Origin of the sequence: Streptomyces griseus (assembly GCF_001715295.1) — a bacterium.
Taxonomy (GTDB): Bacteria; Actinomycetota; Actinomycetes; order Streptomycetales; family Streptomycetaceae; genus Streptomyces; species Streptomyces griseus_G.
Window position 1 is genome coordinate 63,494 of the sequence record NZ_MDKB01000003.1, and the last position, 21,023, is coordinate 84,516.

The window sequence follows — 21,023 nt, forward strand, 5'->3', positions numbered from 1 at the left end:
CCCAGAGATCGGAGACGCGTCATGGCCCACTCCGCAGCCGTGGCCACACCGCCGCCCGAGGCGAAAGCGCCCAGGCGCCGCTCGGCGACCCCCCGCCGCCTGCCGTATCTGCTGATAGCGCCCGCGGGCCTGCTGATGCTGGGCTTCATCGCCTACCCCGTGCTCAGCGTCTTCTACTACAGCCTGCAGAACTACAACGTCACCAAGCCGTGGCGGAACGGCTTCGCCGGACTCGACAACTTCACCCGGGTCTTCACCGAGGACGACCAGTTCTGGTCGACGCTCGGCTTCAGCGCCCAGTGGGTCTTCACCCAGGTCACCCTCCAACTGGCGCTCGGACTCGCGCTCGCGCTGATCGTCAACCAGACCTTCGTCGGCCGGGGCATCTCGCGGGCCATGGTCTTCTCGCCCTGGGCCGTCTCCGGCGTCCTCACCAGCACCATCTGGATCCTGCTCTACAACTCCTCGACCGGCTTCAGCCGCTACCTCGCGGACGCCGGCATCGGTGAGTACGGGACCTCGGTGCTCTCGGACACCGGAACCGTCTTCTGGGCGGCGACCGTCTCCGAACTCTGGCGCGGCGTCCCCTTCTTCGCCATCCTCATCCTCGCCGACCTGCAGTCGGTCTCCAAGGAGCTGTACGAGGCGGCGTCGGTCGACGGCGCCGGCCGGCTGCGGCAGTTCTTCCACATCACGCTGCCCCACCTGCGCGACGCGATCATCCTGGCGACGCTGCTGCGCGGGGTGTGGGAGTTCAACAACGTCGACCTGCTCTACACCCTCACCGGCGGGGGGCCGGCCGGGGAGACCACCACCCTGCCGCTCTACGTCGCCAACACCGGCATCGAGGGCCACGACTTCGGATACGCCTCCGCGCTCACCACCGTCGCCTTCGTGATCCTCCTCTTCTGCTCGATCGTCTATCTGCGCCTGAGCAAGTTCGGAGGCGAAAAGTGACCGCCGCCCTCGCGGAGAAGAACCGCGCCCGCACGCCGCAGCCGTCCACGCGGCACGCCGGCCCGCCGCCCGACTCGCACCGCCGCACCCGTCGCGAACGCTCCTTCGACGACGTACCGCGCTGGCAGATCTACGTGCCGCTCGGCGTCTACCTCCTCTTCACGCTCATCCCGTTCTACTGGATGTTCCTCTTCGCCGTCCGGCCCGCCGGGTCCACCTCGCTGGTCCCGTGGCCGATGACGGGGGAGCACTTCTCCAAGGTCTGGAACGAGCGGAGCTTCGCCGTCTTCTTCCAGAACAGCATGATCGTCGGCGTCTGCACGCTGATCGCCACGACCCTGGTCGCGCTGGCCGGCGGATACGCCCTGGCCCGGTTCGACTTCAAGATCAAGGGCGCCTTCATGCTGGCGCTGCTCTGCTCGCAGTTCATCCCGGGCGCGCTGATGCTCGTACCGCTCTTCGAGATCTTCAAGAACCTCCAGATGATCAACTCGCTGGGCAGCGTCGTCATCGCCGAGACCGTCTTCCAGCTCCCCCTGTCGATCATCCTGATCAGCGGATTCATCAAGAACGTGCCGGTCTCGCTCGAGGAGGCCGCCTGGGTGGACGGCTGCTCCCGCTTCAAGGCCTTCTGCGCGGTCGTGCTCCCGCTGCTGCGGCCGGGGCTGATCGCCGTCGGCTCCTTCGCCTTCGTGCACAGCTGGAACCACTTCCTGTTCGCCCTGATGTTCCTCAGCGAGCAGGACAAGCAGACGATCCCGGTCGGCCTCAACACCCTGATCGGCGCGGACAGCGTCGACCTCGGGGCGCTGGCCGCGGGCGGAGTCATCGCCGCCGTCCCCGTGGTGATCGTCTTCGCGTTCATCCAGAAGTGGCTCATCACCGGCTTCAGCGCCGGCGCCGTGAAGGGATGACCCGGATGCGGACACATGACACCACCTCACCCCTCCCGATCGTCCTCGCGGGCGCCCGGGGCCACGGACGCTGGCACCTCACCAACATCCGCCGGCTCCAGAACCAGGGCCTCGTCCGGCTCGTCGGCGTGTGCGAGCTGAACCCGCTGACCGACGGCGAGCTGGCGGCCTTCGCCGGAGAACCGCCCGCGCAGTCGTCCGACCTCGGCTCCCTGCTCGACTCCACGGGGGCCCGCGCCGCCGTCATCTGCACCCCCATCCCCACCCACACCGAGCTGGCCCTGGCCGCCGCCGCCCGCGGGGTCCACCTCCTCCTGGAGAAGCCGCCGGCCGCCACCTGGGCCGATTACGCCCGCATGGCCGACGGCGTACGGGAGGCGGGTATCGCCTGCCAGATCGGCTTCCAGTCCTTCGGCTCGCACGCCGTCCCGGCCATCAGGGAACTCGTGGGCGCCGGAGCCATCGGCACCGTACGGGGCATCGGCGCCGCCGGAGCCTGGGTCCGCGACGACGCCTACTTCCGGCGGGCGCCCTGGGCCGGGCGCCGCCGGATGGACGGCACCGACGTCGTCGACGGCGTCCTCACCAACCCGCTCGCACACGCGGTGGCCACCGCGCTCGAACTCGCGGACCGGGGGAGGGCCGAGGACGTGGCGTACATCGAGACCGAACTCTTCCGCGCCCACGACATCGAGGCCGACGACACCAGCTGCGTCCGCGTCACCACCGAGGACGGTCCGCCGGTCACCGCCGCCGTCACCCTCTGCGCCGAGCGGGCCGACGAGCCGTACGTCATCGTCCACGGCGACCGGGGCCGCGTCACCTTCTGGTACAAGCAGGACCGGGTCCTCGTCCAGCGCGCCGGACACGGCCCCGAGGAGGCGGTGCACGGGCGCACCGATCTCCTGGAGAACCTCGTCGGCCACCTGGCCGACGGCACCCCGCTGCTCGTACCGCCGCACCGCACCGGCGCGTTCATGCGGGTCGTCGAAGCCGTACGGACCGCGCCCGAGCCCACCCCGCTGCCCGCCGAGGCCTGGTACACCGAACCGGCCACCGCCGGGACCGGCGTGCGGCGCGTCGTACGCGGTGTCGACGGGCTGGTCGCCGCGGGCGCCGACACCCTCACCCTCTTCTCCGAACTCGGCGCCTCCTGGGCGCGACCCAGCGAGGTGAGCACCCCGTGACCACCGCACTTCTCAGCTGCGCCGGACGCCCCGTCGGCCGTTACGGCTACGGGTCCGGGACGGACGGCCGTCCCTACCTCCACCCCGTCACCACCCTCGCGGGCATCCCCGTGACCGAGGAACGCCCCGCCGACCACCTCCACCACCTGGGCGTCTCCGTCGCCGTCCCCGACGTGGCCGGGCACAACTTCTGGGGAGGCAGGACCTTCGTCCGCGGCCAGGGACCCACCGAGCTCGACAACCACGGTGTCCAGCGCCACCGGGGCTGGAAACTCCGTGACCCGGACGGCTTCGTCCAGGAGCTCGGCTGGCAGGCCGGCGGGACCGAGCTCCTGCGCGAGCACCGCACCGTCGCCGTCGGTGAACTCTCCCCCACCGCCTGGGTCCTGGACCTCTCCTTCTCCCTCACCAACCGGGGCACCACCGCCCTGTCCCTCGGCAGCCCCGCCACCAACGGCCGCCCCGGCGCCGGATACGGCGGCTTCTTCTGGCGCGCCCCCAAGGAGGCCGCCGCCCCGGCCGTCTTCACCGACACCCGCGAGGGCGAGGAGGCGGTGCACGGCGCCCCGGCCGACTGGCTGGCCCTGGCCGGTGACGGCTGGACCCTCGTCTTCGCCGGCGCGACCGAGGAGACCCGGCGCGACCCGTGGTTCGTACGGACCACCGAGTACCCCGGAGTCGGTTCCTCCCTCGCCGCCGACCGGCGGCTGCCCGTCGAGGCGGGGTCCACCGTGGTGCGGCGGATCGTCACCGTCGTCGCGGACGGCCGGCTCGACCGGGACACCGCCGCCGCGTACGTCCGCAAGGTGGTGACCGCGTGAGCGCGCCGCCGGAGCTCCCCGCCGCCGACCTCGGGGACGGCACCTACCGCAACCCCGTCCTCGGCGCCGACTGGTCCGACCCGGACGTCGTGCGGGTCGGCGAGGACTACTACCTCACCGCGTCCAGCTTCGGCCGTGTCCCCGGACTGCCGCTCCTGCACTCCCGCGACCTGGTCAACTGGACGCTCGTCGGCCACGCCCTCGACCGGCTGGAGCCGGCGGCCGACTTCGCGGTGCCCCGTCACGACTGCGGGGTGTGGGCCCCCTCCCTGCGCCACCACGCCGGACGCTTCTGGATCTTCTGGGGCGACCCCGACCACGGCATCCAGCAGGTCAACGCCCGGGACATCCGGGGCCCGTGGACCGCTCCCCACCTGGTCAAGGCGGGAAAGGGAATGATCGACCCCTGCCCGCTGTGGGACGAGGAGACCGGCGAGGCCTACCTCGTCCACGCCTGGGCCAGATCCCGCTCCGGCATCAAGAACCGGCTCACCGGCCACCGGATGAGCCCGGACGGGCAAGAACTCCTCGACGAGGGCGCGACGCTCGTCGACGCCGACGCGATCCCGGGCTGGTTCACCCTGGAGGGCCCCAAGCTCTACCGGCACGACGGCTACTTCTGGATCCTCGCCCCCGCCGGGGGAGTGGAGACGGGGTGGCAGGGCGCCTTCCGCTCGCGGGAGTTCGCCGGCCCGTACGAGGAGCGGGTCGTCCTGGCCCAGGGCCGTACCGACGTCAACGGACCGCACCAGGGCGGCTGGGTCAGGACCGCCGGGGGCGAGGACTGGTTCCTCCACTTCCAGGCCCGCGGCGCCTACGGCCGGGTGGTCCACCTCCAGCCGATGCGGTGGGAGGGCGGCTGGCCGGTCATCGGCGACGAGGGCGAACCCGTCCTGGTCCATCCCAAGCCGAAGGCCCCCGAGCAGGCCGTCGAAGTGCCCGCCTCCGGTGACGGCTTCCCCGGGGGACGCCACGGCAGGCAGTGGCAGTGGACGGCCAACCCCCGGCCCGGCTGGACGGTCGAGCACGCGGGTGACGGGCTGCGGCTCAGCTGCGTACGGACCGCGTACGCGCACGACCTGCGGGCCCTGCCCAACGTCCTCGTGCAACGGCTGCCCGCCGAGGAGTTCACCGTCGAGACGGGTCTCACCCTGCACAGCGGGGAACCGGGGGCCAAGGCCGGCCTCGCCGTCCTCGGCGACGCCTTCTCGTGGATCGGCCTGGAGGTAGGTGAGGACGGGGCGGCCCGGCTCGTCCACCGCTTCGCCGAGGCCGTCGCCGAGCACGAGCGGGACGCGGCACACCCCCGCCCCGTCCCCGGATCCGGGGTGCGGCTGCGCGTCGAGGTCACCCGGGGCGCCCGCTGCCGCTTCTTCGCCGACACCGGCGACGGCTTCCGCCCTTCGGGCCAGGTCTTCGCCGCCACCCCCTGGCGCTGGGTCGGCGCCCTGCTCGGCCTCTTCGCCACCGCGCCGGACGGTACGGGACCCTCCGGCACGGCCGGCTTCACCGCGTTCCGCACCGGCCGCTGACGGCACGGCCCACGGACGTACGGACCAGCACCTGCGACACCAGCGATTCCACCGACAAGCACCGAGAGAGAAGAGCCGACGATGACCATCTCGAAGACCCAGCGGGGGCGTGCCGCGGCCGCGGTGTCCCTGACGGCGGTACTCGCCCTGACGGCCACCGCATGCGGTGACGACGGCAGCAGCACGGGCACCGAGGGCAGCGGCAAGGGCGAGATCACCTTCTGGGACAACAACGGCGGTCCGCGGACCGCCGTCTGGACCGAGATCATCAAGGACTTCGAGAAGAAGTACCCGGACATCAAGGTCACGTACGTCCCGATCCCGATCGCCGACGTCCAGTCCAAGTACGACACCGCCATCGCGGGCGGCGGTCTGCCCGACGTGGGCGGGGTCGGGACCGCCTACCTCGCCAACATCGTGGCGCAGGAGGCCCTGGAACCCCTCAACAAGCGGCTCGAGGACTCGCCGCTGAAGGGCAAGCTCGTCGAGGGCATGGTCGAGAGCGTCAGGGCCGCGGCCGGCCGGGGCGACGACATGTACTCCATGCCGACCTCCGCGAACAACGGCGCCCTCTGGTACCGCACCGACCTGTTCGCGCAGGCGAAGCTGGACCCGCCCACCACCTGGCCCAAGTTCTACGAGGCCGCCGAGAAGCTCACCGACGCCAGGAAGAACAAGTTCGGCTACACCATCCGCGGCGGCGCGGGCTCCATAGCCCAGGCGCTGGACGCGATCTACGGGCAGACCGGCATCACCGAGTTCTGGGACGGCGACAAGACGACGCTCAACGACCCGAAGAACGTCGCCGCGCTGGAGAAGTACGCCGGCCTCTTCAAGAGGACGACCCCCGCCGCCGACGTCAACAACGACTTCACCAAGATGGTCGCCCAGTGGGACACCGGCACCATCGGGATGCTCAGCCACAACCTCGGCTCCTACCAGGACCATGTGAAGGCCCTCGGCGAGGACAAGTTCGCCGGCATCCCGGCGCCCATCGGGGAGGGCGGCACCCGGGTGCAGGTCTCCAACCCGGTGGACGGGCTCGGACTGTTCCGCAGCAGCAAGAACAAGAACGCCGCCTGGAAGTTCATCGAGTTCGCGGCCTCGCACGAGTCCAACAGCAAGTGGAACGAGTCGGCGGGCGCCATCCCGGCCAACACCGAAGCGGCCAAGGACCCGTGGATCAGCAAGTCCGAGCCGACCGCGCTCGCCGCGAAGGCCCTCACGGACGGCTCCACCAAGATCGTCGACCTGCCGTACTACCTGCCCGACTGGAACAACATCAGCAAGGCCGACAACGAGCCGGAGTTCCAGAAGGTGCTGCTCGGCAAGACCACGGCCAAGGCGTTCCTCGACAAGATGGCCGACGAGCTGAACGCGGCCCAGAAGGAGTGGTCCGAACTCGGCAACGGCTGACCCGGCCGTCCCGTCACGGCCGGAACCCCGGTGACCGGGGGACCGGCGGCGGTTCGGGTCGCGCCCCGCCGCCGGTCCCTCTCCCCGCACGCCCCGCGCGGACGCCCCACGAGAGAGGCGGACCCCCGTGTCACTCACCCCCCGGACGGTGAGCAGCACGGGCTCCGCCCGGCGGGCGCGGGCGCCCCGAGCGGCAGGGTCCCACCTGCCACCCGTCCCCACCGCACCTTTTCCGAACGACAGTTGAGGATTCGCCATGCCCGCACGCATGAGTCATTCCCGCGCCATCGCCGTGATGACGGGCTGCGCCTGTCTGGCCCTCGCCGTGGGCGTCCCCGCCCAGGCCGCCCCGCACGCCCACGGCAGGGGCATCGAGCGTGCCGTCCTTCCCGCCGGCGACGGCTGGGCCGCCGCCGACGGCTCCACCACGGGCGGCTCGAAGGCCACCCCCGACCACGTCTACACCGTGACCGACCGGGCCGAGCTCATCGCCGCCTTCGAGGACGCGGGCGACGCCCCGAAGATCGTCCGGGTCGTGGGCACCCTGCACGGCAACGCGGACGCCGACGGCACCCCCATCGGCTGTGAGGAGTACCAGCAGGACGGTTACACCCTGGAGAAGTACCTGGCCGCCTACGACCCGGCCGTCTGGGGCCGGGACGAGGTCCCCTCGGGCCCGCTGGAGGACGCCCGCGACGCGTCCGCGAAGCGGCAGGCGGCGGCGGTCAACGTGTACGTGCCGTCCAACACCACGCTGGTCGGCGTCGGAGAGGACGCCACGGTCATCGGCGCCAGTCTCCAGGTGAGGAACGTCTCCAACGTCATCGTCCGGAACATCTCCTTCGAGGACACCTACGACTGCTTCCCGCAGTGGGACCCCACCGACGGCGACACGGGCCACTGGAACTCCGAGTACGACAACCTCGTCGTTCACGGCTCCAGCCGCGTCTGGGTCGACCACAACACCTTCGGCGACGGCGACCGCCCCGACTCCGCCCAGCCCCGCTACTTCGGCGAGCTGTACCAGCAGCACGACGGGCTCTTCGACATCGTCCGGGGCGCCGACCTCGTCACCGTTTCCTGGAACGTCCTGAAGGACCACGACAAGACGATGCTCATCGGCAACAGCGACGGCGCCGGCGCCACCGACCGGGGCAGGCTCCGCGTCACGCTGCACCACAACCTCTTCAAGGACGTCAACGAGCGCGCCCCCCGCGTCCGCTTCGGCCAGGTCGACTCGTACAACAACCACTTCGTCGCCACCGAGGGCGCCGCCTACGGCTACACGTACGGCATCGGGGCCGAGTCCCACCTCGTCGCCGAACACAACGCCTTCACCGTGCCGGCCGGTCTCGACAAGGCGGCCATCCTCAAGAAGTGGTCCGAGTCCGCCCTCACGGCGGAGGACAACTACGTCAACGGCCGCAGGACCGACCTGATCGCCGCGCACAACGCCGGCTTCCCCACGGCGCAGCTCGCCAGGGGCGCCGGCTGGACCCCGGAGCTCCGCACGCGGATCGACCACCCGCGCGCCGTGCCCGCGCTCGTGGACCGCGGGGCGGGCGCCGGACGGGCCCCCGGCTGCTGACCCTCGGGTCCACCAACCGGCCGGAGCGGCACCGCACGCTCTCCAGCACCCCGGGGAGCGCCGCTCCGGCCCACCCGCGAACGGACCACCGGCGAACGGACCACCGGCGAACGGACCACCGGCGAACGAACCACCAGCGAACGAAGCACCGCCGAAGGAACCACCCGCGAAGGAAACCCCCCGGCCGAGGACCCACGCGAAGGAGCACCACCATGCCCAGCCGACGCAGCGCCCTGTCCCTGCTCGCCGGCGGGAGTGCCGTCCTGGCGCTCGGCGCCGCGCCCGCCGCACACGCCCGCACCTCCCCCCACCGCCCCTTCGGCCGCTACGGCTCGCCGTCCCGCCGCCTCGACCCACGGACGCTGTACGTCGACCCGCACGGCCGGGGCGACCACACCGGTGTCCAGCCGGCCGTCGACGCGGCCTCCGGCACCGGATACACCCTCGTGCTCGCCCCCGGCGTCTACCGGGAGACCGTCACCGTGCCGGCCGACAGGACCGGCCTCACCCTGATCGGCGCGAGCGGGGACCCGCGCGACACCGTCCTCGTCCACGACAACGCGGCCGGCACCCCCAGGCCCGACGGCTCCGGCACCCACGGCACCTCCGGGTCCGCGACCACCACCGTCCGGGCGGCCGGCTTCACCGCCCGCGACCTGACCTTCGCCAACGACTGGCTGCGCGCCGACCACCCCGACTACACCGGCACCCAGGCCGTCGCGATCAAGGTCCAGGGCGACCGCTCGGCGTTCTACCGCTGCCGCTTCCTCGGCCACCAGGACACCCTGTACGCCGACTCCCCGTCCCTCACCGCCTTCGCCCGCCAGTACTACCGCGACTGTTCCATCGAGGGTGACGTCGACTTCGTCTTCGGCCGTGCCACCGCCGTCTACGACCGCTGCCACTTCCGGACCCTGACCCGTACCGACCTGGGGTCCGCGCCGTACGGTTTCGTCTTCGCACCCAGCACCGCCCGGGCCAACCCGCACGGCTTCCTCGTGCTGCGCTCCCGTGTCACCAGCACCGCTCCCGACGGCTACTACAAGCTGGCCCGCCCCTGGGTGCCCTCCTCCGACCTCACCGCGCACCCCATGCTCACCGTCCGCGACAGCCACCTCGGCGCGGGCATCGACGCCGTCGCGCCCTACGGCACCATGTCCGCGGGTTTCCCCTGGCAGGAGCAGCGCTTCGCCGAGTACCGCAACACCGGCCCCGGCGCCCGCGTCACCGATCCCGCCGACCGCCCCCGGCTGAGCCGGGCGCAGGCCCGCTCGCACACCCCGGCCGACTGGCTCGGCGACTGGCACCCGTACGCGTGAGGTGCGGCGTCGCGCAGGGAGCGTTCCCGGCCGCGAGGCCCGTGGAGTTCCGCTGTCGTATGCCTGTACGCGCACCGGTGCGCCGGTGTACGGTCTCGGGCCGACGGCCTTTGGGAGCGCTCCCATGTTGCTTCCGCTTCGAACGAGGAGGAACGCTGTGAAACGCATACTGGCCTTACTGGCGACCTGCGCGACGGTGCTGGGTCTCACGGCCCTGTCCGCCCCCCAGGCGGCGGCCGCCGCCGGCTGCACGGTGGACTACACGCTGACCAACCAGTGGCAGGGAGGCTTCCAGGCCGCGGTGAAGGTCACCAACCTGGGGGACCCCGTCACCGGGTGGCGGCTCGGGTTCACGTGGCCGGACGGGGGTCAGAAGGTCGTCCAGGGCTGGAACGCCACCTGGTCGCAGTCCGGTTCCGCGGTCACCGCCACCGGCGTCGACTGGAACCGCACGCTGGCCACCGGCGCGGCTGCCGACCTGGGTTTCACGGGCTCCTTCACGGGCGCCAATCCGACGCCCGCGGCGTTCACGCTCAACGGCGTCGCCTGTACGGGCTCCGTGGGCGGGGAGGACCCGCCGCCCACGGGCGACGGCACCCCCGTGGGCGTCAACGGACAGCTGCACGTCTGCGGCGTCAACCTGTGCAACCAGTACGACCGCCCCGTCCAGCTGCGGGGCATGAGCACCCACGGCATCCAGTGGTTCGCCCAGTGCTACAACGCCGCCTCCCTGGACGCGCTGGCGAAGGACTGGAAGTCCGACCTGCTGCGCGTCGCGATGTACGTGCAGGAGGACGGCTACGAGACCGACCCGGCGGGCTTCACCAGCCGTGTGAACGGCCTCGTCGACATGGCCGAGGCACGCGGCATGTACGCCCTGATCGACTTCCACACCCTGACTCCGGGCGACCCGAACTACAACCTCGACCGCGCGAAGACGTTCTTCGCGTCCGTCGCCGCCCGCAACGCCGGTAAGAAGAACGTGATCTACGAGATCGCCAACGAACCGAACGGCGTGAGCTGGGCGGCCGTCAAGAGCTACGCCGAGCAGGTCATCCCGGTGATCCGGGCCGCCGACCCGGACGCGGTCGTCATCGTCGGCACCCGCGGCTGGTCCTCGCTGGGAGTCTCGGACGGCTCCGACGAGAACGAGGTCGTCGCCAGTCCCGTCAACGCCGCCAACATCATGTACGCGTTCCACTTCTACGCCGCGAGCCACAAGGACGCCTACCGTGCCACCCTCAGCCGCGCGGCCTCACGACTGCCGCTGTTCGTCACGGAGTTCGGCACCGTGAGTGCGACCGGGGGCGGGACGCTGGACCGGGCGAGCACCACGGCCTGGCTGGACCTGCTCGACCAGCTGAAGATCAGCTACGCGAACTGGACCTATTCCGACGCTCCCGAGACCAGCGCGGCGTTCCGGCCCGGAACCTGTGACGGCGGCGACTACAGCAGCAGCGGTGTGCTGACGGAGTCCGGGGCGTTGCTCAAGAGCCGGATCAGTACCCCCGACTCCTTCCCCACGGGCTGACGGGGGAGGTACCGCCGACCGGACCGCCAGGACGGCCGCCCGCGCGCCTTCGCACGGGCGGCCCTCCGACCGGATCGGTCGTCACCGGTGTCCGGGACCGTGCGGCGGCGGCGGTGCGTGCCGTCCGGGCCGTTGCCCGTTTCCCCCGGTCCGGCGCCCAGTGTGGTCGCCCGTGCGGCGGCGGTGCGTGCTGTCCGGGCCGCTGCCCGTATCCCTCGGTCCGGCGCCCGTGTTGTCGCCCGTGCGGCGGACGCACGGCTCGATGTCCCTGCCGCTGACGCCGTGGGCCGGCTCGTTCGCTCATGCGGGCTGTCCGTTCCTCGGCGGCGGGGGAGTGGCGCGCCCGCCACCCGCAGCCACGGCCCCGCGGGCCCGTGGGGGAGGGGGCGTGGCGGGGCCGGGGGCTCCCCGCCCCGCCACGCCGACCCGTGCGGGCATCCGTTCCGGGGCCGGGCGGTGCGAGGCTGCGGCGGAGCGCAGCCGCTGCCGCAGATCCTCCTCGTTCACCGTCGTCCGTCGGTGCGCGGTGGCACGACGGCCACCCGTACCCGGGCGGCCGGTTCCTCGGGCTCCAGCAGCCGCTGCAGTTCCGCCACACCGCGCGAGGTCTGGCTCTTCACCGTGCCGACCGATATCCCGAGCACCAGCGACGTGTCCCGCTCGGAGAGGTCGAAGGCGTGCCGCAGCACCACGCACGCCCGCTTGCGGAACGGCAGCCTGCGCAGGGCTCCTTGGACGTCCACCACCGCCGACACGTCGGGCCCGTCCGCGGCGTACCCGTCCCCGGACCCGCGGGGCGCCCAGAAGAGGGCGATCCTGCGGCGCTCCCGTACGGCGCTCCGGATGCGCGTCCGGGCCAGGTTGGCGACGACCCCTCGCGCGTAGGCCATCGGGTGGTCGGCGTCCCTGACCCGGTCCCAGCGGTGCCAGAGCGCCGTCAGCGCGTCGGCCGCCAGGTCGTCGGCCGCGTCAAGTTCCCCCGTCAGCAGGTGGGCGAAGCGGGCGAGTTCGGCGTAGTGCGCCTCGAAGAACGCATGGAAATCGGTTGCGGCGGCATCGTCCACGACCGTGCCCACGGGCACCCCTTCCCTGCAGTCGGATCCCAGCACGCCCCGCCCTGACGCGCCGCGCCCAGGACGGCCTACGCCCCCTCGCTGACCCGGGGTGCGCTCCGAGGGCCGTGCGCGGGGGGCGAGAGCGTTCCCCCGCGCACGACGGAAGCGCTTCGACGCGAGTGCGTACCCCAGTAAGGCGCAACCTCGCGGGAACCTGAACCCCCGGTACCGGAGAATTCTGCTGCGGCAGGTCCTCAGGCGGTGCCGGGCTCCGCGAGCGCTACGGCCCGGCTCCGGCGCGCGATGACCTCGTTGAGCGCGGTGTTCACCGTGTCCTTCCTGGTGCCGGCCCCCAAGAGTTCAGCGGCCTCGGCGAGCGCGTCGTCATCGACTTCGAGGAGCAGCTCGGACCTGGTGAACATCCGTATATAGGTGGTGGTCTATGCGCATATATACGGCGGGGTGGGCTGTGCCGTGTCACCCGGACGGTCGGCCGTCCAGTCGCAGGAGCACCTCGTCGGTCTCCTCGCCGCGGGCCTCCGCATAGCCGCGGTCCCTGCCGGACAGGACGAACCCGCACTTCTCCAGCACGCGGACCGACCCCGTGTTGTCCGCGGCGGCCCGCGCGTGCAGCGGGCGCTCCGGTACGGCGTCGAGCAGCGCCCGCAGCGCGGCGGTCGCCAGGCCCCTGCCCCAGTGGGCCCGGTCGATCCAGTAGGTGACCTCACGCTCGGCCGGCGGTCCGTAGACGCCCGCGTTGCCCACCACCACGCCGTCGGCGAGCACCGTGCGCATGACGACGGAGTCCGAGGCGCGGATGCGCTGCCAGTGGGCGTCGAACATGGCCCGGTCGGACGGGTCCGCGCTGGTGAAGGCGGCCACCCGGGTCGCCTCCGGGTCGCTCATGAAGGCGAAGAACAGAGGCAGGTCGCCGTCCCGGACCTCGCGGAGGGTGACGCGCATGGGATCAGAGTCTCCTGGTCGCGAGGGTGAGGCGGTCGCGGGCGTCGAACAGGGCGTCCTTGACCAGCTGCTCGTGTGCGGGGGTGAGCCGGGCGACCGGGACCGAGCAGCTGATCGCGTCCCGCGCAGGCGTGCGGTACGGCACGGCCACGCCGAAGCAGCGCAGTCCGAGCGTGTTCTCCTCGCGGTCCACCGCGTACCCCTGCTCCCGGATGACGTGCAGCTCGTCGATCAGCTTCTCGCGGTCGGTGAGGGTGTGCTCGGTCAGCGCCGGCAGGGTCTGCGGCAGCATCTTGCGGACCTGCTCGTCGGTGTGGGTGGCGAGCAGCGCCTTGCCGAGCGAGGTGGAGTGGGCGGGCAGCCGGCGGCCGACCCGGGTGAAGGGGCGCAGGTAGTGCTGGGACTGCCGGGTGGCGAGGTACACGACGTTGGTACCGTCCAGCCGGGCCAGGTGGATGGTCTCCGTGGTGTCGTCGGAGAGCCGGTCCAGGGTGGGGCGGGCGGCGGCGACGACCTCGTCACCGTCGATGTACGAGGTGCCGACGAGCAGGGCGCGCACCCCGATCCCGTACCGCGTGCCCGTCGCGTCGGTCTCCACCCAGCCGAGCTCGACGAGGGTGCGCAACAGCATGTAGAGGCTGGACTTGGGGTAGCCGACGGCTTCCTGCACGGCGGCCAGCGAGTGCATACCGGGGCGCCCCGCGAAGTACTCGAGGAGTTCCACCGTCCGTACCGCGGACTTGACCTGCGCCCCACCAGACTCGGCAACCGACATGCCCCATGCCCCTTCCAGCCCTCTTGCCACAACCGTGCGCGACCCTGCGACTTCTTGCCAACACCGAACACCCGGAAATAGAGTTCCTGCATATTCACGATCAGGAACTTTGTTCAGAATACCGAACAACTCCTGATGCGCAGAGTGGACCGGAAGGAAACACGGTGGCAGCAGCACCAGTCTGGAGTGTCGACCCCCGCACCGGGAACCCGCGTGAGCAGGTTGCGGTGGAGGCTACAGCGGAGGAGGTCGACCGCGTGGTCCGGGCCGCGCACGCCGTGCGCGGTGCCCTGGCCGACCGCACCGTCCGCTCCGCGTTCCTGCGCACCGCGGCGGACCTGCTCGCCGAGGCCCAGGAGCACGTCATCGAGGCGGCGGACGCGGAGACGGCACTCGGCCCGGCCCGGCTCACCGGAGAACTGGCCCGCACGGCAGCCCAGTTGAGGGCCTTCGCGGAGGTCGTCGACGAGGGCGCGTTCCTCGACATCCACATCGACCACGAGGACGGCAGCAGGACCCCGCCCTGGCCGGACCTGCGCCGTTACAAGATCCCGCTGGGCGTCGTCGCCGTCTACGCCGCCAGCAACTTCCCGCTGGCCTTCTCCGTACCCGGGGGCGACACCGCCAGCGCCCTCGCGGCGGGCTGCCCGGTCGTCGTCAAGGCCCACCCCGACCACCCGGCCACCTCCGAACTCTGCGCCTCGCTCCTGCGCCGGGCGGCCGCCCGCAACGGCCTGCCCGAGGACGTGGTGAGCGTCGTGCACGGCTTCGACGCCGGTGTCGAGCTGGTGCAGCACCCGCTCGTCGCCGCGGCCGGTTTCACCGGTTCGATCCGCGGCGGCCGGGCCCTGTTCGACGCGGCGGCCGCACGCCCCACCCCCATCCCCTTCCACGGCGAACTCGGCTCCCTCAACCCGGTCGTCGTCACCGCGGCGGCCGCCGCCGAGCGCGGTGAGCAGATCGGCGCCGGGCTCGGCGGCTCCATGACGCTGGGCGCCGGGCAGTTCTGCACCAAGCCCGGCTTCGTCCTCGCCCCGTCCGGCGAGGCGGGCGACCGGCTGCTGAAGTCGCTGACCGAGACGGTCAGCGGCACCGGCTCGGGCGTCATGCTCGACCACCGGATGCGGGACGCCTTCGTCGCGGGCGTGGCCGAGCGGGCCGCGCTCCCCGACGTGGAGGCCCCCGTCACCCCCGGCGCGGGCGGCGAGCACACCGTCTCCGCGGGCTTCCTCACCGTCCCCGCGCAGCGGCTGGCCGAGGAAGGCCCGCACGACGCCCTGCTCGAGGAGTGCTTCGGCCCGGTCACCGTCGTCGCACGGTACGACTCCGAGGACGAGGTCACCGCCGTGCTCTCCCGCCTCCCCGGCAACCTCACCGCCACGCTCCAGATCGCCACCGAGGAGGCGGACGGCGGCGCCGCCGGACTGCTCGCGGCGCTCACCCCGCTGGCCGGCCGCGTCCTCGTCAACGGCTGGCCGACCGGTGTCGCCGTCGCCCCGGCCCAGCACCACGGCGGCCCCTACCCGGCCACCACCTCCACCTCCACCTCGGTCGGCGCCACGGCCATCGAGCGCTGGCTGCGCCCCGTCAGCTACCAGTCGACACCCGACGCCCTGCTCCCGCCGGAGCTCCGCGAGGACAATCCGCAGGGTCTGCCGCGCCGGGTCGACGGGAGCCGCGCATGACCATCAAGCTGCCCGAACTCCCCTTCGCCCTGGAGCCGTTCGGCCCCGACGGCGGCTGGACGTACGAGAACGGCGTGCTGACCGGCTCGGCGGGCGCGAAGCAGGACCGCTTCGTCCCGCCGGACGGCGTCTCCACGGAATCCGCCTCGGACGCCCCGCGCCTGCTGGGTGCGGCGCCGCAGGGCGACTTCCAGCTGATCGCCCGGGTCGACGTCGGCTTCGCCGCCGCCTTCGACGCGGGTGTCCTCTACCTCCACGTCGGGGAGCGGGACTGGGCGAAGCTCTGCCTGGAGCTCTCCCCGGAACGTCCCACCGTCTGCACGGTCGTCACCCGGGGTCACTCCGACGACGTCAACTCCGCCACCGTGGAGGGCGACAGCCACTGGCTGCGGCTCACCCGCTCCGGCGGCGCCTTCGCCTTCCACGCCTCGCCGGACGGTGAACGGTGGACCTTCGTCCGCTTCTTCACCCTCGGTACGGAGCAGGAGCGGGCGGCGGCCCGGATCGGCTTCCTCGTCCAGTCGCCCACCGGCGAGGGCTGCACGGCATCCTTCGACCACATCACCTTCCGCCCCACCGCCCCCGCGGACCTACGCGACGGCACCTGATCCCCACCGCTCCGCACCCGCCTCCGCCGGGAGGCGGGTGCATGCCTCCACCGGGCACGCCCTCCGGATTTCCGTCCCCGCCTCCCGGGGGCCGGGGCCCGGGGGGCGGCGGCACTTCCCGGGGGTGCGGGGAATGCGTGGGGCGGGCGGGTTGTTGTGGACCCGGTGGCGGAGGGTTTCTCCGTCCCCGTCGGCCTGCCCCGGACCTGGAGAGAAGAAGAGTCATGCGCGTCGAGATCTGGAGCGACATCGCCTGCCCGTGGTGCTACATCGGAAAGGCCCGCTTCGAGAAGGGTCTGGCCGCCTTCGCCCACCGCGACCAGGTCGAGGTCGTCCACCGCTCCTTCGAGCTCGACCCCGGCCGCGCCAAGGGCGACACCGTGCAGGTGATCGACATGCTGGCGCGGAAGTACGGGCGCACCCTCGAGCAGGCCAGGGGCATGGAGGCCAACGTCGCCGCCAACGCGCAGGCCGAAGGACTCGGATACCGCACCGAGGGCCGTGACCACGGCAACACCTTCGACATCCACCGGCTGCTCCACCTCGCCAAGGCGCGCGGGCGCCAGGACGAGCTGCTGAGCCTCGCCTACCGGGCGAACTTCGCGGAGGAGCGCTCGGTCTTCGACGACGCCGTCCTGATCGACCTCGCCGTGGAGGCGGGACTCGACGGCGACGAGGCGCGGGCGGTGCTGGCCGACCCCGACGCGTACGCGGACGACGTGCGGGCGGATGAGCGCGAGGCCGCCGAGCTGGGTGGCAACGCCGTGCCCTTCTTCGTCCTCGACCGGCGCTACGGCATCTCCGGCGGCCAGCCCTCCGAGGTGTTCGTGCAGGCCCTGGAGCAGGCGTGGAAGGACCGGGACGTCACCGCGCTCACCCCGCTCGGCGACGACGCGGCGGCCTGCGACGCCGACGGAGCCTGCGAGGTGCCCCGGACGGACGCCCCCGGCCGGCACGTATAAGCATTTCTTGGGCAGACCGCTCAACTATGCGCAATTGACGACAGGTTGAGCGGGCGTCAGGCTGTCAGGCATGGATACCTCCGCGATCGATCAGGTCAGGGCCGCCGAGTTCGCACCCGAGACCACGTATCTGAACACGTCCACCTGCGGGCTGCTGCCCCGCCGGTCCGTCGAAGCCGTCAAGGCCCTGGCCGAGGAGAACGCCACGGGCCGCCGGGCCGGCGCGGGGAGTGCCGAGGCGGTCGACGCGGCCCGGGCCGGCTTCGCCCGGCTCGCCGGCGTCACCCGGGACCGGGTCGCCACCGGCGGATCCGTCGCCGCCCATGTGGGGCTCGTCGCGGCCTCACTGCCCTCCGGCTCCGAAGTCCTGGCCCCCGAGGGTGAGTTCAGCTCGGTCGTCAGCCCGTTCGCCGTCCGGGGCGATCTGAAGATGCGGTACGTGCCCCTGGCCCGACTGGCCGAGGCCGTGCGGCCCGGTACCTCGCTCGTCGCCTTCTCGGCCGTCCAGTCCTCCGACGGCAGGGTCGCCGACCTGGACGCGGTCCGTGCTGCCGCCGCCGCGCACGGTGCGCGGACGCTGCTCGACGCCAGCCAGTCGGCGGGCTGGCTGCCGCTGGACGCCGGGGCGTACGACTACACGGTCACCGGCGGTTTCAAGTTCCTGCTGTGCCCCCGTGGCACCTCGTTCCTGACCGTGACCGAGGAGGCGCAGGAGTCCGTGCCGGTGCTGTACGCGGGCTGGTTCTCGGCGGAGGAGCCCTGGAAGAGCACGTACGGGCCGGTCGGGCGGTTCGCCGCCACGGCCCGCAGATTCGACGAGCCGACCGCCTTCCTGGCGTACCACGGCGCCGAGCACTCCCTCGCCGTGCTGGCCGAGGTGGGCGCCGACGCGCTGTACGCCCACGCCACCGGCCTGGCCGCCCGCTTCCGGGAAGGGCTCGCCGGGCTCGGGCACGAGGCGGTGCCGGGCGAGTCCGCGGTGGTCGCCGTGCCCGGGCTGGGCGGCCGTGAAGCGGAACTGGCCAGGGCGGGGGTGATGGTCTCGAACCGGGCCGGGAACCTGCGGGCAGCCTTCCACCTGTACAACACGGAGGCCGATGTCGACCGCGCCCTGGAGGTGCTGGCCGGCTGAGCCGCGCACCGGAAGAGCCGCCGGTACCCCTACGCCCGGTCCCGACGGACCAGTTCGGTGGGGAGGAAGACCGCGGCCGGGTCCACCCGCCGACCTGCGCCGGCAGTACCCGTACCGTCCCCGCGACGCGGTCCCACGGCCGGCGGACCGTCGTCAGCCGAGGGGCGTCCCGCACTTCCCGATGGATCGGCGCGCGACGTCGGATGCGGTGCATCGCACGGCGGAGGGACGTCCGCATACGGGATGTATGGGGACGTTCCGACAGCACGGCGGGGTGCGCTGTCGTCGCGCCCGCCGTGAAGTGCGGGACAGCCCTCAGGGCCCGCGGCGAGCATCGCCGGTGCCGACGCCCCCACGGAACACCTGGAGGTGCCCGACCCCTGCCCGCAGGGGTGGCGGCATCGCGCTCAGGTGGCAGCAACCCCCGGGAGCGGCGCGCCGTGCCACTTCCACGAGGTGACACGGTCGCGGCCCGGCAGATCCGCGCGGCCGGTGGACCACAGCAGGACGGTCCACCGGTCCTCGTCCTCCGGGGCACCGGGGAAGAGGCGGGCCAGCACCCGGTCGCAGAGGTCCTGGGGCGGGGCCCACGGCAAGGACACCGCGGAGGCGAGGTCGTAGGTGTGCACGAGGGTCTCCACCACACCCATCGCGGCGAAGCCCTCCGGGTCCGACACCCCGTGGGAGTGGTAGGAGCGGACGTCCGGCGAGGCCGTCCGCACCATCGCCGTCAGCAGGGCGCCGCTCGCCTCCAGCGTCAGGAGGAGCCCCGCGGGTCCGGCCGCCGGGTCGGCGAAGACCGAGTTGGCGGGCCCGCCCTCACGGTCCCGGGCCCAGCGGTAGGGCACGTACGCGTCGACCGGCGGCCGGCGCGGGCCGAGCTGGACGGCGTACGCGAACAGGTCGTCGCTCAGGTGCTCGACGGTCTCCCGACAGGTCCACTCCAGCGAACCGGCGGGCGTGTGCCACCGGTCCGCGGGAAACGCCGCGAGCGCGTCGGCCGAAAGGCGGACGGCGAGGTCCACGTCGTCCGCGGTCACCGGCAGCCGGGTGCCGGACAGCGCCGCGCGTTCCGCCGCACCGCACTCGACGCAGAACTCGTTGCCCTCGGGGTCGGCCATCGTCGCCCAGCCCCGCCCGTCCGGCTTGCGGTGGTCGGCGACCAGGGTGGCGCCGAGACCGAGCAGCCGCTCGACCTCCTCGTCACGGGTGCGGTTCTCCGGCCGCAGGTCGAGGTGGATCCGGTTCTTGGTCCTCTTGGGTTCGGGCACCGTGATGAAGAGCAGCGCCGCACGGGACGTCTCGACGAGTGCCTCGGGGTCGCCGGGCCGGTCGTCGTCGGACACGGCGGAACCGAGCACCCCGGCCCAGAAGCCGGCCAGTCCGTAGGCGTCGGCGCAGTCGACGGTGACGTGCTGTACGAGAGATGTCATGGCCTCACTTTCCCCGCCGGACCGGGGCCGGGTCCAGCGAGTTCGGACGCCTGCGGGCCGTGACGCTTCCCCGCGCGGCGGGGGACCGCGCCGTGGGGCGGGGTCCTTCCGCGTCCCACGGCGGACCGGGCCGGCCTCGGGGGTGGGCGGGTCGTCCGGCCGGCCCGGCGCACCCGGTGCGGGCGGACGGCCCCGCACACGGAAAGGGCGGGACGCCCTCGCGTCCCGCCCCTTCCGAACCACCGTGCGCCCTACTTCACCGGGGTGAAGTCCCGCGCCCCGATGAACTCCGGGCGGCGGACCGGAGCCGCGAAGGGCTCCTGGGCCGTGTTCTCCACGCTGTTGAACACGATGAAGACGTTGCTGCGCGGATACGGGGTGATGTTGTCGCCCGAACCGTGCATGCAGTTGCAGTCGAACCAGGTCGCCGAACCGGCCTTGCCGGTGAAGAGCTTGATGCCGTGGCGGTCGGCCATCTTCGTCAGCGCCTCGTCGGACGGGGTGCCGGCGTCCTGCATCTGCAGCGACTTCTTGTAGTTGTCCTTCGGCGTCTCACCCGCGCAGCCGAGGAACGTCCTGTGTGAGCCGGGCATGATCATCAGCCCGCCGTTGGTGTCGTAGTTCTCGGTCAGCGCGATCGAGACGGACACCGTCCGCATGTTCGGCAGACCGTCCTCGGCGTGCCAGGTCTCGAAGTCCGAGTGCCAGTAGAAGCCCGAGGCGCCGAAGCCCGGCTTGACGTTGATCCGGGACTGGTGGACGTACACGTCCGAACCGAGGATCTGGCGGGCCCGGCCCACGACGCGTTCGTCGCCGACCAGCCGGGCGAAGACCTCGCTGAGCTTGTGGACCTCGAACACGGACCGCACGCTCTGCGACTTCGGCTCGATGATCGAACGCTCGTCGGCGCGGACCACGGGATCGGCGATCAGCCGGTCGAGCTCGGCCTGGTAGACGGCCACCTCGTCCGGCGTGATGATCTGGTCGACGGTGAGGAAGCCGTTCTCCTCGAAGCCCTGGAGATCCTTGGCGGACACCGGCCCGGGCGCGCCCGGCGCGGACCAGATGACCGGGTCCTGGCGGGGAGTGGTCATCTCGGCGGCGCCGCGCGAGGGGTAGAGGTCGACGCGTACTTCGGTGGTCAT

19 protein-coding genes are annotated in these 21,023 nt (G+C 72.3%); 13 read left to right on the forward strand and 6 right to left on the reverse strand.

What is annotated here, in order from left to right:
• Window positions 1-21 precede the first annotated feature (21 nt).
• The 9 genes from BA175_RS16595 to BA175_RS16635 all read left to right on the forward strand — a co-directional run bounded on the left by BA175_RS16595 (window position 22) and on the right by BA175_RS16635 (window position 11,265).
• Entirely contained in the window at window positions 22-957 is a 936-nt protein-coding gene (locus BA175_RS16595) for a carbohydrate ABC transporter permease (protein WP_069172207.1), read from the forward strand.
• Window positions 954-1,871, forward strand: a complete 918-nt coding sequence (locus tag BA175_RS16600) for a carbohydrate ABC transporter permease (RefSeq protein ID WP_069172208.1) — start codon at window positions 954-956, stop codon at window positions 1,869-1,871. Before BA175_RS16595 ends, BA175_RS16600 begins: the two co-directional genes overlap by 4 nt.
• Complete coding sequence (locus BA175_RS16605) at window positions 1,868-3,058, forward strand: Gfo/Idh/MocA family protein (protein ID WP_069172209.1); 1,191 nt, start codon at window positions 1,868-1,870, stop codon at window positions 3,056-3,058. The genes BA175_RS16600 and BA175_RS16605 overlap by 4 nt, the downstream gene beginning before the upstream one ends.
• Window positions 3,055-3,879, forward strand: coding sequence for a PmoA family protein (locus BA175_RS16610; protein ID WP_069172210.1), 825 nt, complete (start codon window positions 3,055-3,057; stop codon window positions 3,877-3,879). Before BA175_RS16605 ends, BA175_RS16610 begins: the two co-directional genes overlap by 4 nt.
• Window positions 3,876-5,411, forward strand: coding sequence for a glycoside hydrolase family 43 protein (locus tag BA175_RS16615; protein ID WP_069172211.1), 1,536 nt, complete (start codon window positions 3,876-3,878; stop codon window positions 5,409-5,411). The genes BA175_RS16610 and BA175_RS16615 overlap by 4 nt, the downstream gene beginning before the upstream one ends.
• Before the next feature lie 81 nt (window positions 5,412-5,492).
• Entirely contained in the window at window positions 5,493-6,827 is a 1,335-nt protein-coding gene (locus BA175_RS16620) for an ABC transporter substrate-binding protein (protein WP_069172212.1), read from the forward strand.
• Between the two features lie 256 nt (window positions 6,828-7,083).
• Complete coding sequence (locus BA175_RS16625) at window positions 7,084-8,415, forward strand: pectate lyase family protein (RefSeq protein WP_069172213.1); 1,332 nt, start codon at window positions 7,084-7,086, stop codon at window positions 8,413-8,415.
• A gap of 212 nt (window positions 8,416-8,627) precedes the next feature.
• Window positions 8,628-9,734, forward strand: coding sequence for a pectinesterase family protein (locus tag BA175_RS16630; protein WP_069172214.1), 1,107 nt, complete (start codon window positions 8,628-8,630; stop codon window positions 9,732-9,734).
• A gap of 157 nt (window positions 9,735-9,891) precedes the next feature.
• Window positions 9,892-11,265: a cellulase family glycosylhydrolase gene (locus BA175_RS16635; protein ID WP_069172215.1), complete on the forward strand. Its 1,374-nt coding sequence runs from the start codon at window positions 9,892-9,894 to the stop codon at window positions 11,263-11,265.
• Between the two features lie 503 nt (window positions 11,266-11,768).
• On the opposite strand, the gene BA175_RS16640 is transcribed toward BA175_RS16635, so the two are convergent.
• From BA175_RS16640 to BA175_RS16650, 4 genes are all read right to left on the reverse strand, one after another.
• The gene (locus BA175_RS16640; RefSeq protein WP_069172216.1) at window positions 11,769-12,341 is read right to left on the reverse strand and encodes a SigE family RNA polymerase sigma factor; all 573 of its coding nucleotides are present in this window, start codon (window positions 12,339-12,341) and stop codon (window positions 11,769-11,771) included.
• 233 nt (window positions 12,342-12,574) lie between these two features.
• A complete protein-coding gene (locus BA175_RS29705) occupies window positions 12,575-12,742 on the reverse strand; it encodes a type II toxin-antitoxin system VapB family antitoxin (RefSeq protein ID WP_079159648.1) in 168 nt (55 codons plus the stop codon).
• Between the two features lie 55 nt (window positions 12,743-12,797).
• Window positions 12,798-13,283 carry a GNAT family N-acetyltransferase gene (locus tag BA175_RS16645; protein ID WP_069172217.1) on the reverse strand — a complete coding sequence of 162 codons (486 nt, stop codon included), beginning with the start codon at window positions 13,281-13,283 and terminating at the stop codon, window positions 12,798-12,800.
• A gap of 4 nt (window positions 13,284-13,287) precedes the next feature.
• On the reverse strand, window positions 13,288-14,058 hold the full coding sequence (locus BA175_RS16650) for an IclR family transcriptional regulator (RefSeq protein WP_069172218.1): 771 nt from the start codon (window positions 14,056-14,058) through the stop codon (window positions 13,288-13,290).
• 164 nt (window positions 14,059-14,222) lie between these two features.
• Here BA175_RS16650 and BA175_RS16655 point away from each other — a divergent pair, with 164 nt between their 5' ends.
• The 4 genes from BA175_RS16655 to BA175_RS16670 all read left to right on the forward strand — a co-directional run bounded on the left by BA175_RS16655 (window position 14,223) and on the right by BA175_RS16670 (window position 18,445).
• Window positions 14,223-15,743, forward strand: a complete 1,521-nt coding sequence (locus tag BA175_RS16655) for an aldehyde dehydrogenase (NADP(+)) (RefSeq protein ID WP_079159649.1) — start codon at window positions 14,223-14,225, stop codon at window positions 15,741-15,743.
• Entirely contained in the window at window positions 15,740-16,351 is a 612-nt protein-coding gene (locus tag BA175_RS16660; RefSeq protein ID WP_069172220.1) for a DUF1349 domain-containing protein, read from the forward strand. Before BA175_RS16655 ends, BA175_RS16660 begins: the two co-directional genes overlap by 4 nt.
• Window positions 16,352-16,575: 224 nt before the next feature.
• Complete coding sequence (locus BA175_RS16665; RefSeq protein ID WP_069172221.1) at window positions 16,576-17,313, forward strand: DsbA family oxidoreductase; 738 nt, start codon at window positions 16,576-16,578, stop codon at window positions 17,311-17,313.
• Window positions 17,314-17,383: 70 nt separating this feature from the next.
• Complete coding sequence (locus BA175_RS16670) at window positions 17,384-18,445, forward strand: aminotransferase class V-fold PLP-dependent enzyme (protein ID WP_069172222.1); 1,062 nt, start codon at window positions 17,384-17,386, stop codon at window positions 18,443-18,445.
• A 407-nt stretch (window positions 18,446-18,852) separates the two neighbouring features.
• On the opposite strand, the gene BA175_RS16675 is transcribed toward BA175_RS16670, so the two are convergent.
• The gene (locus BA175_RS16675) at window positions 18,853-19,878 is read right to left on the reverse strand and encodes a VOC family protein (protein ID WP_069172223.1); all 1,026 of its coding nucleotides are present in this window, start codon (window positions 19,876-19,878) and stop codon (window positions 18,853-18,855) included.
• A gap of 251 nt (window positions 19,879-20,129) precedes the next feature.
• A complete protein-coding gene (thpD, locus tag BA175_RS16680) occupies window positions 20,130-21,023 on the reverse strand; it encodes an ectoine hydroxylase (protein ID WP_069172224.1) in 894 nt (297 codons plus the stop codon).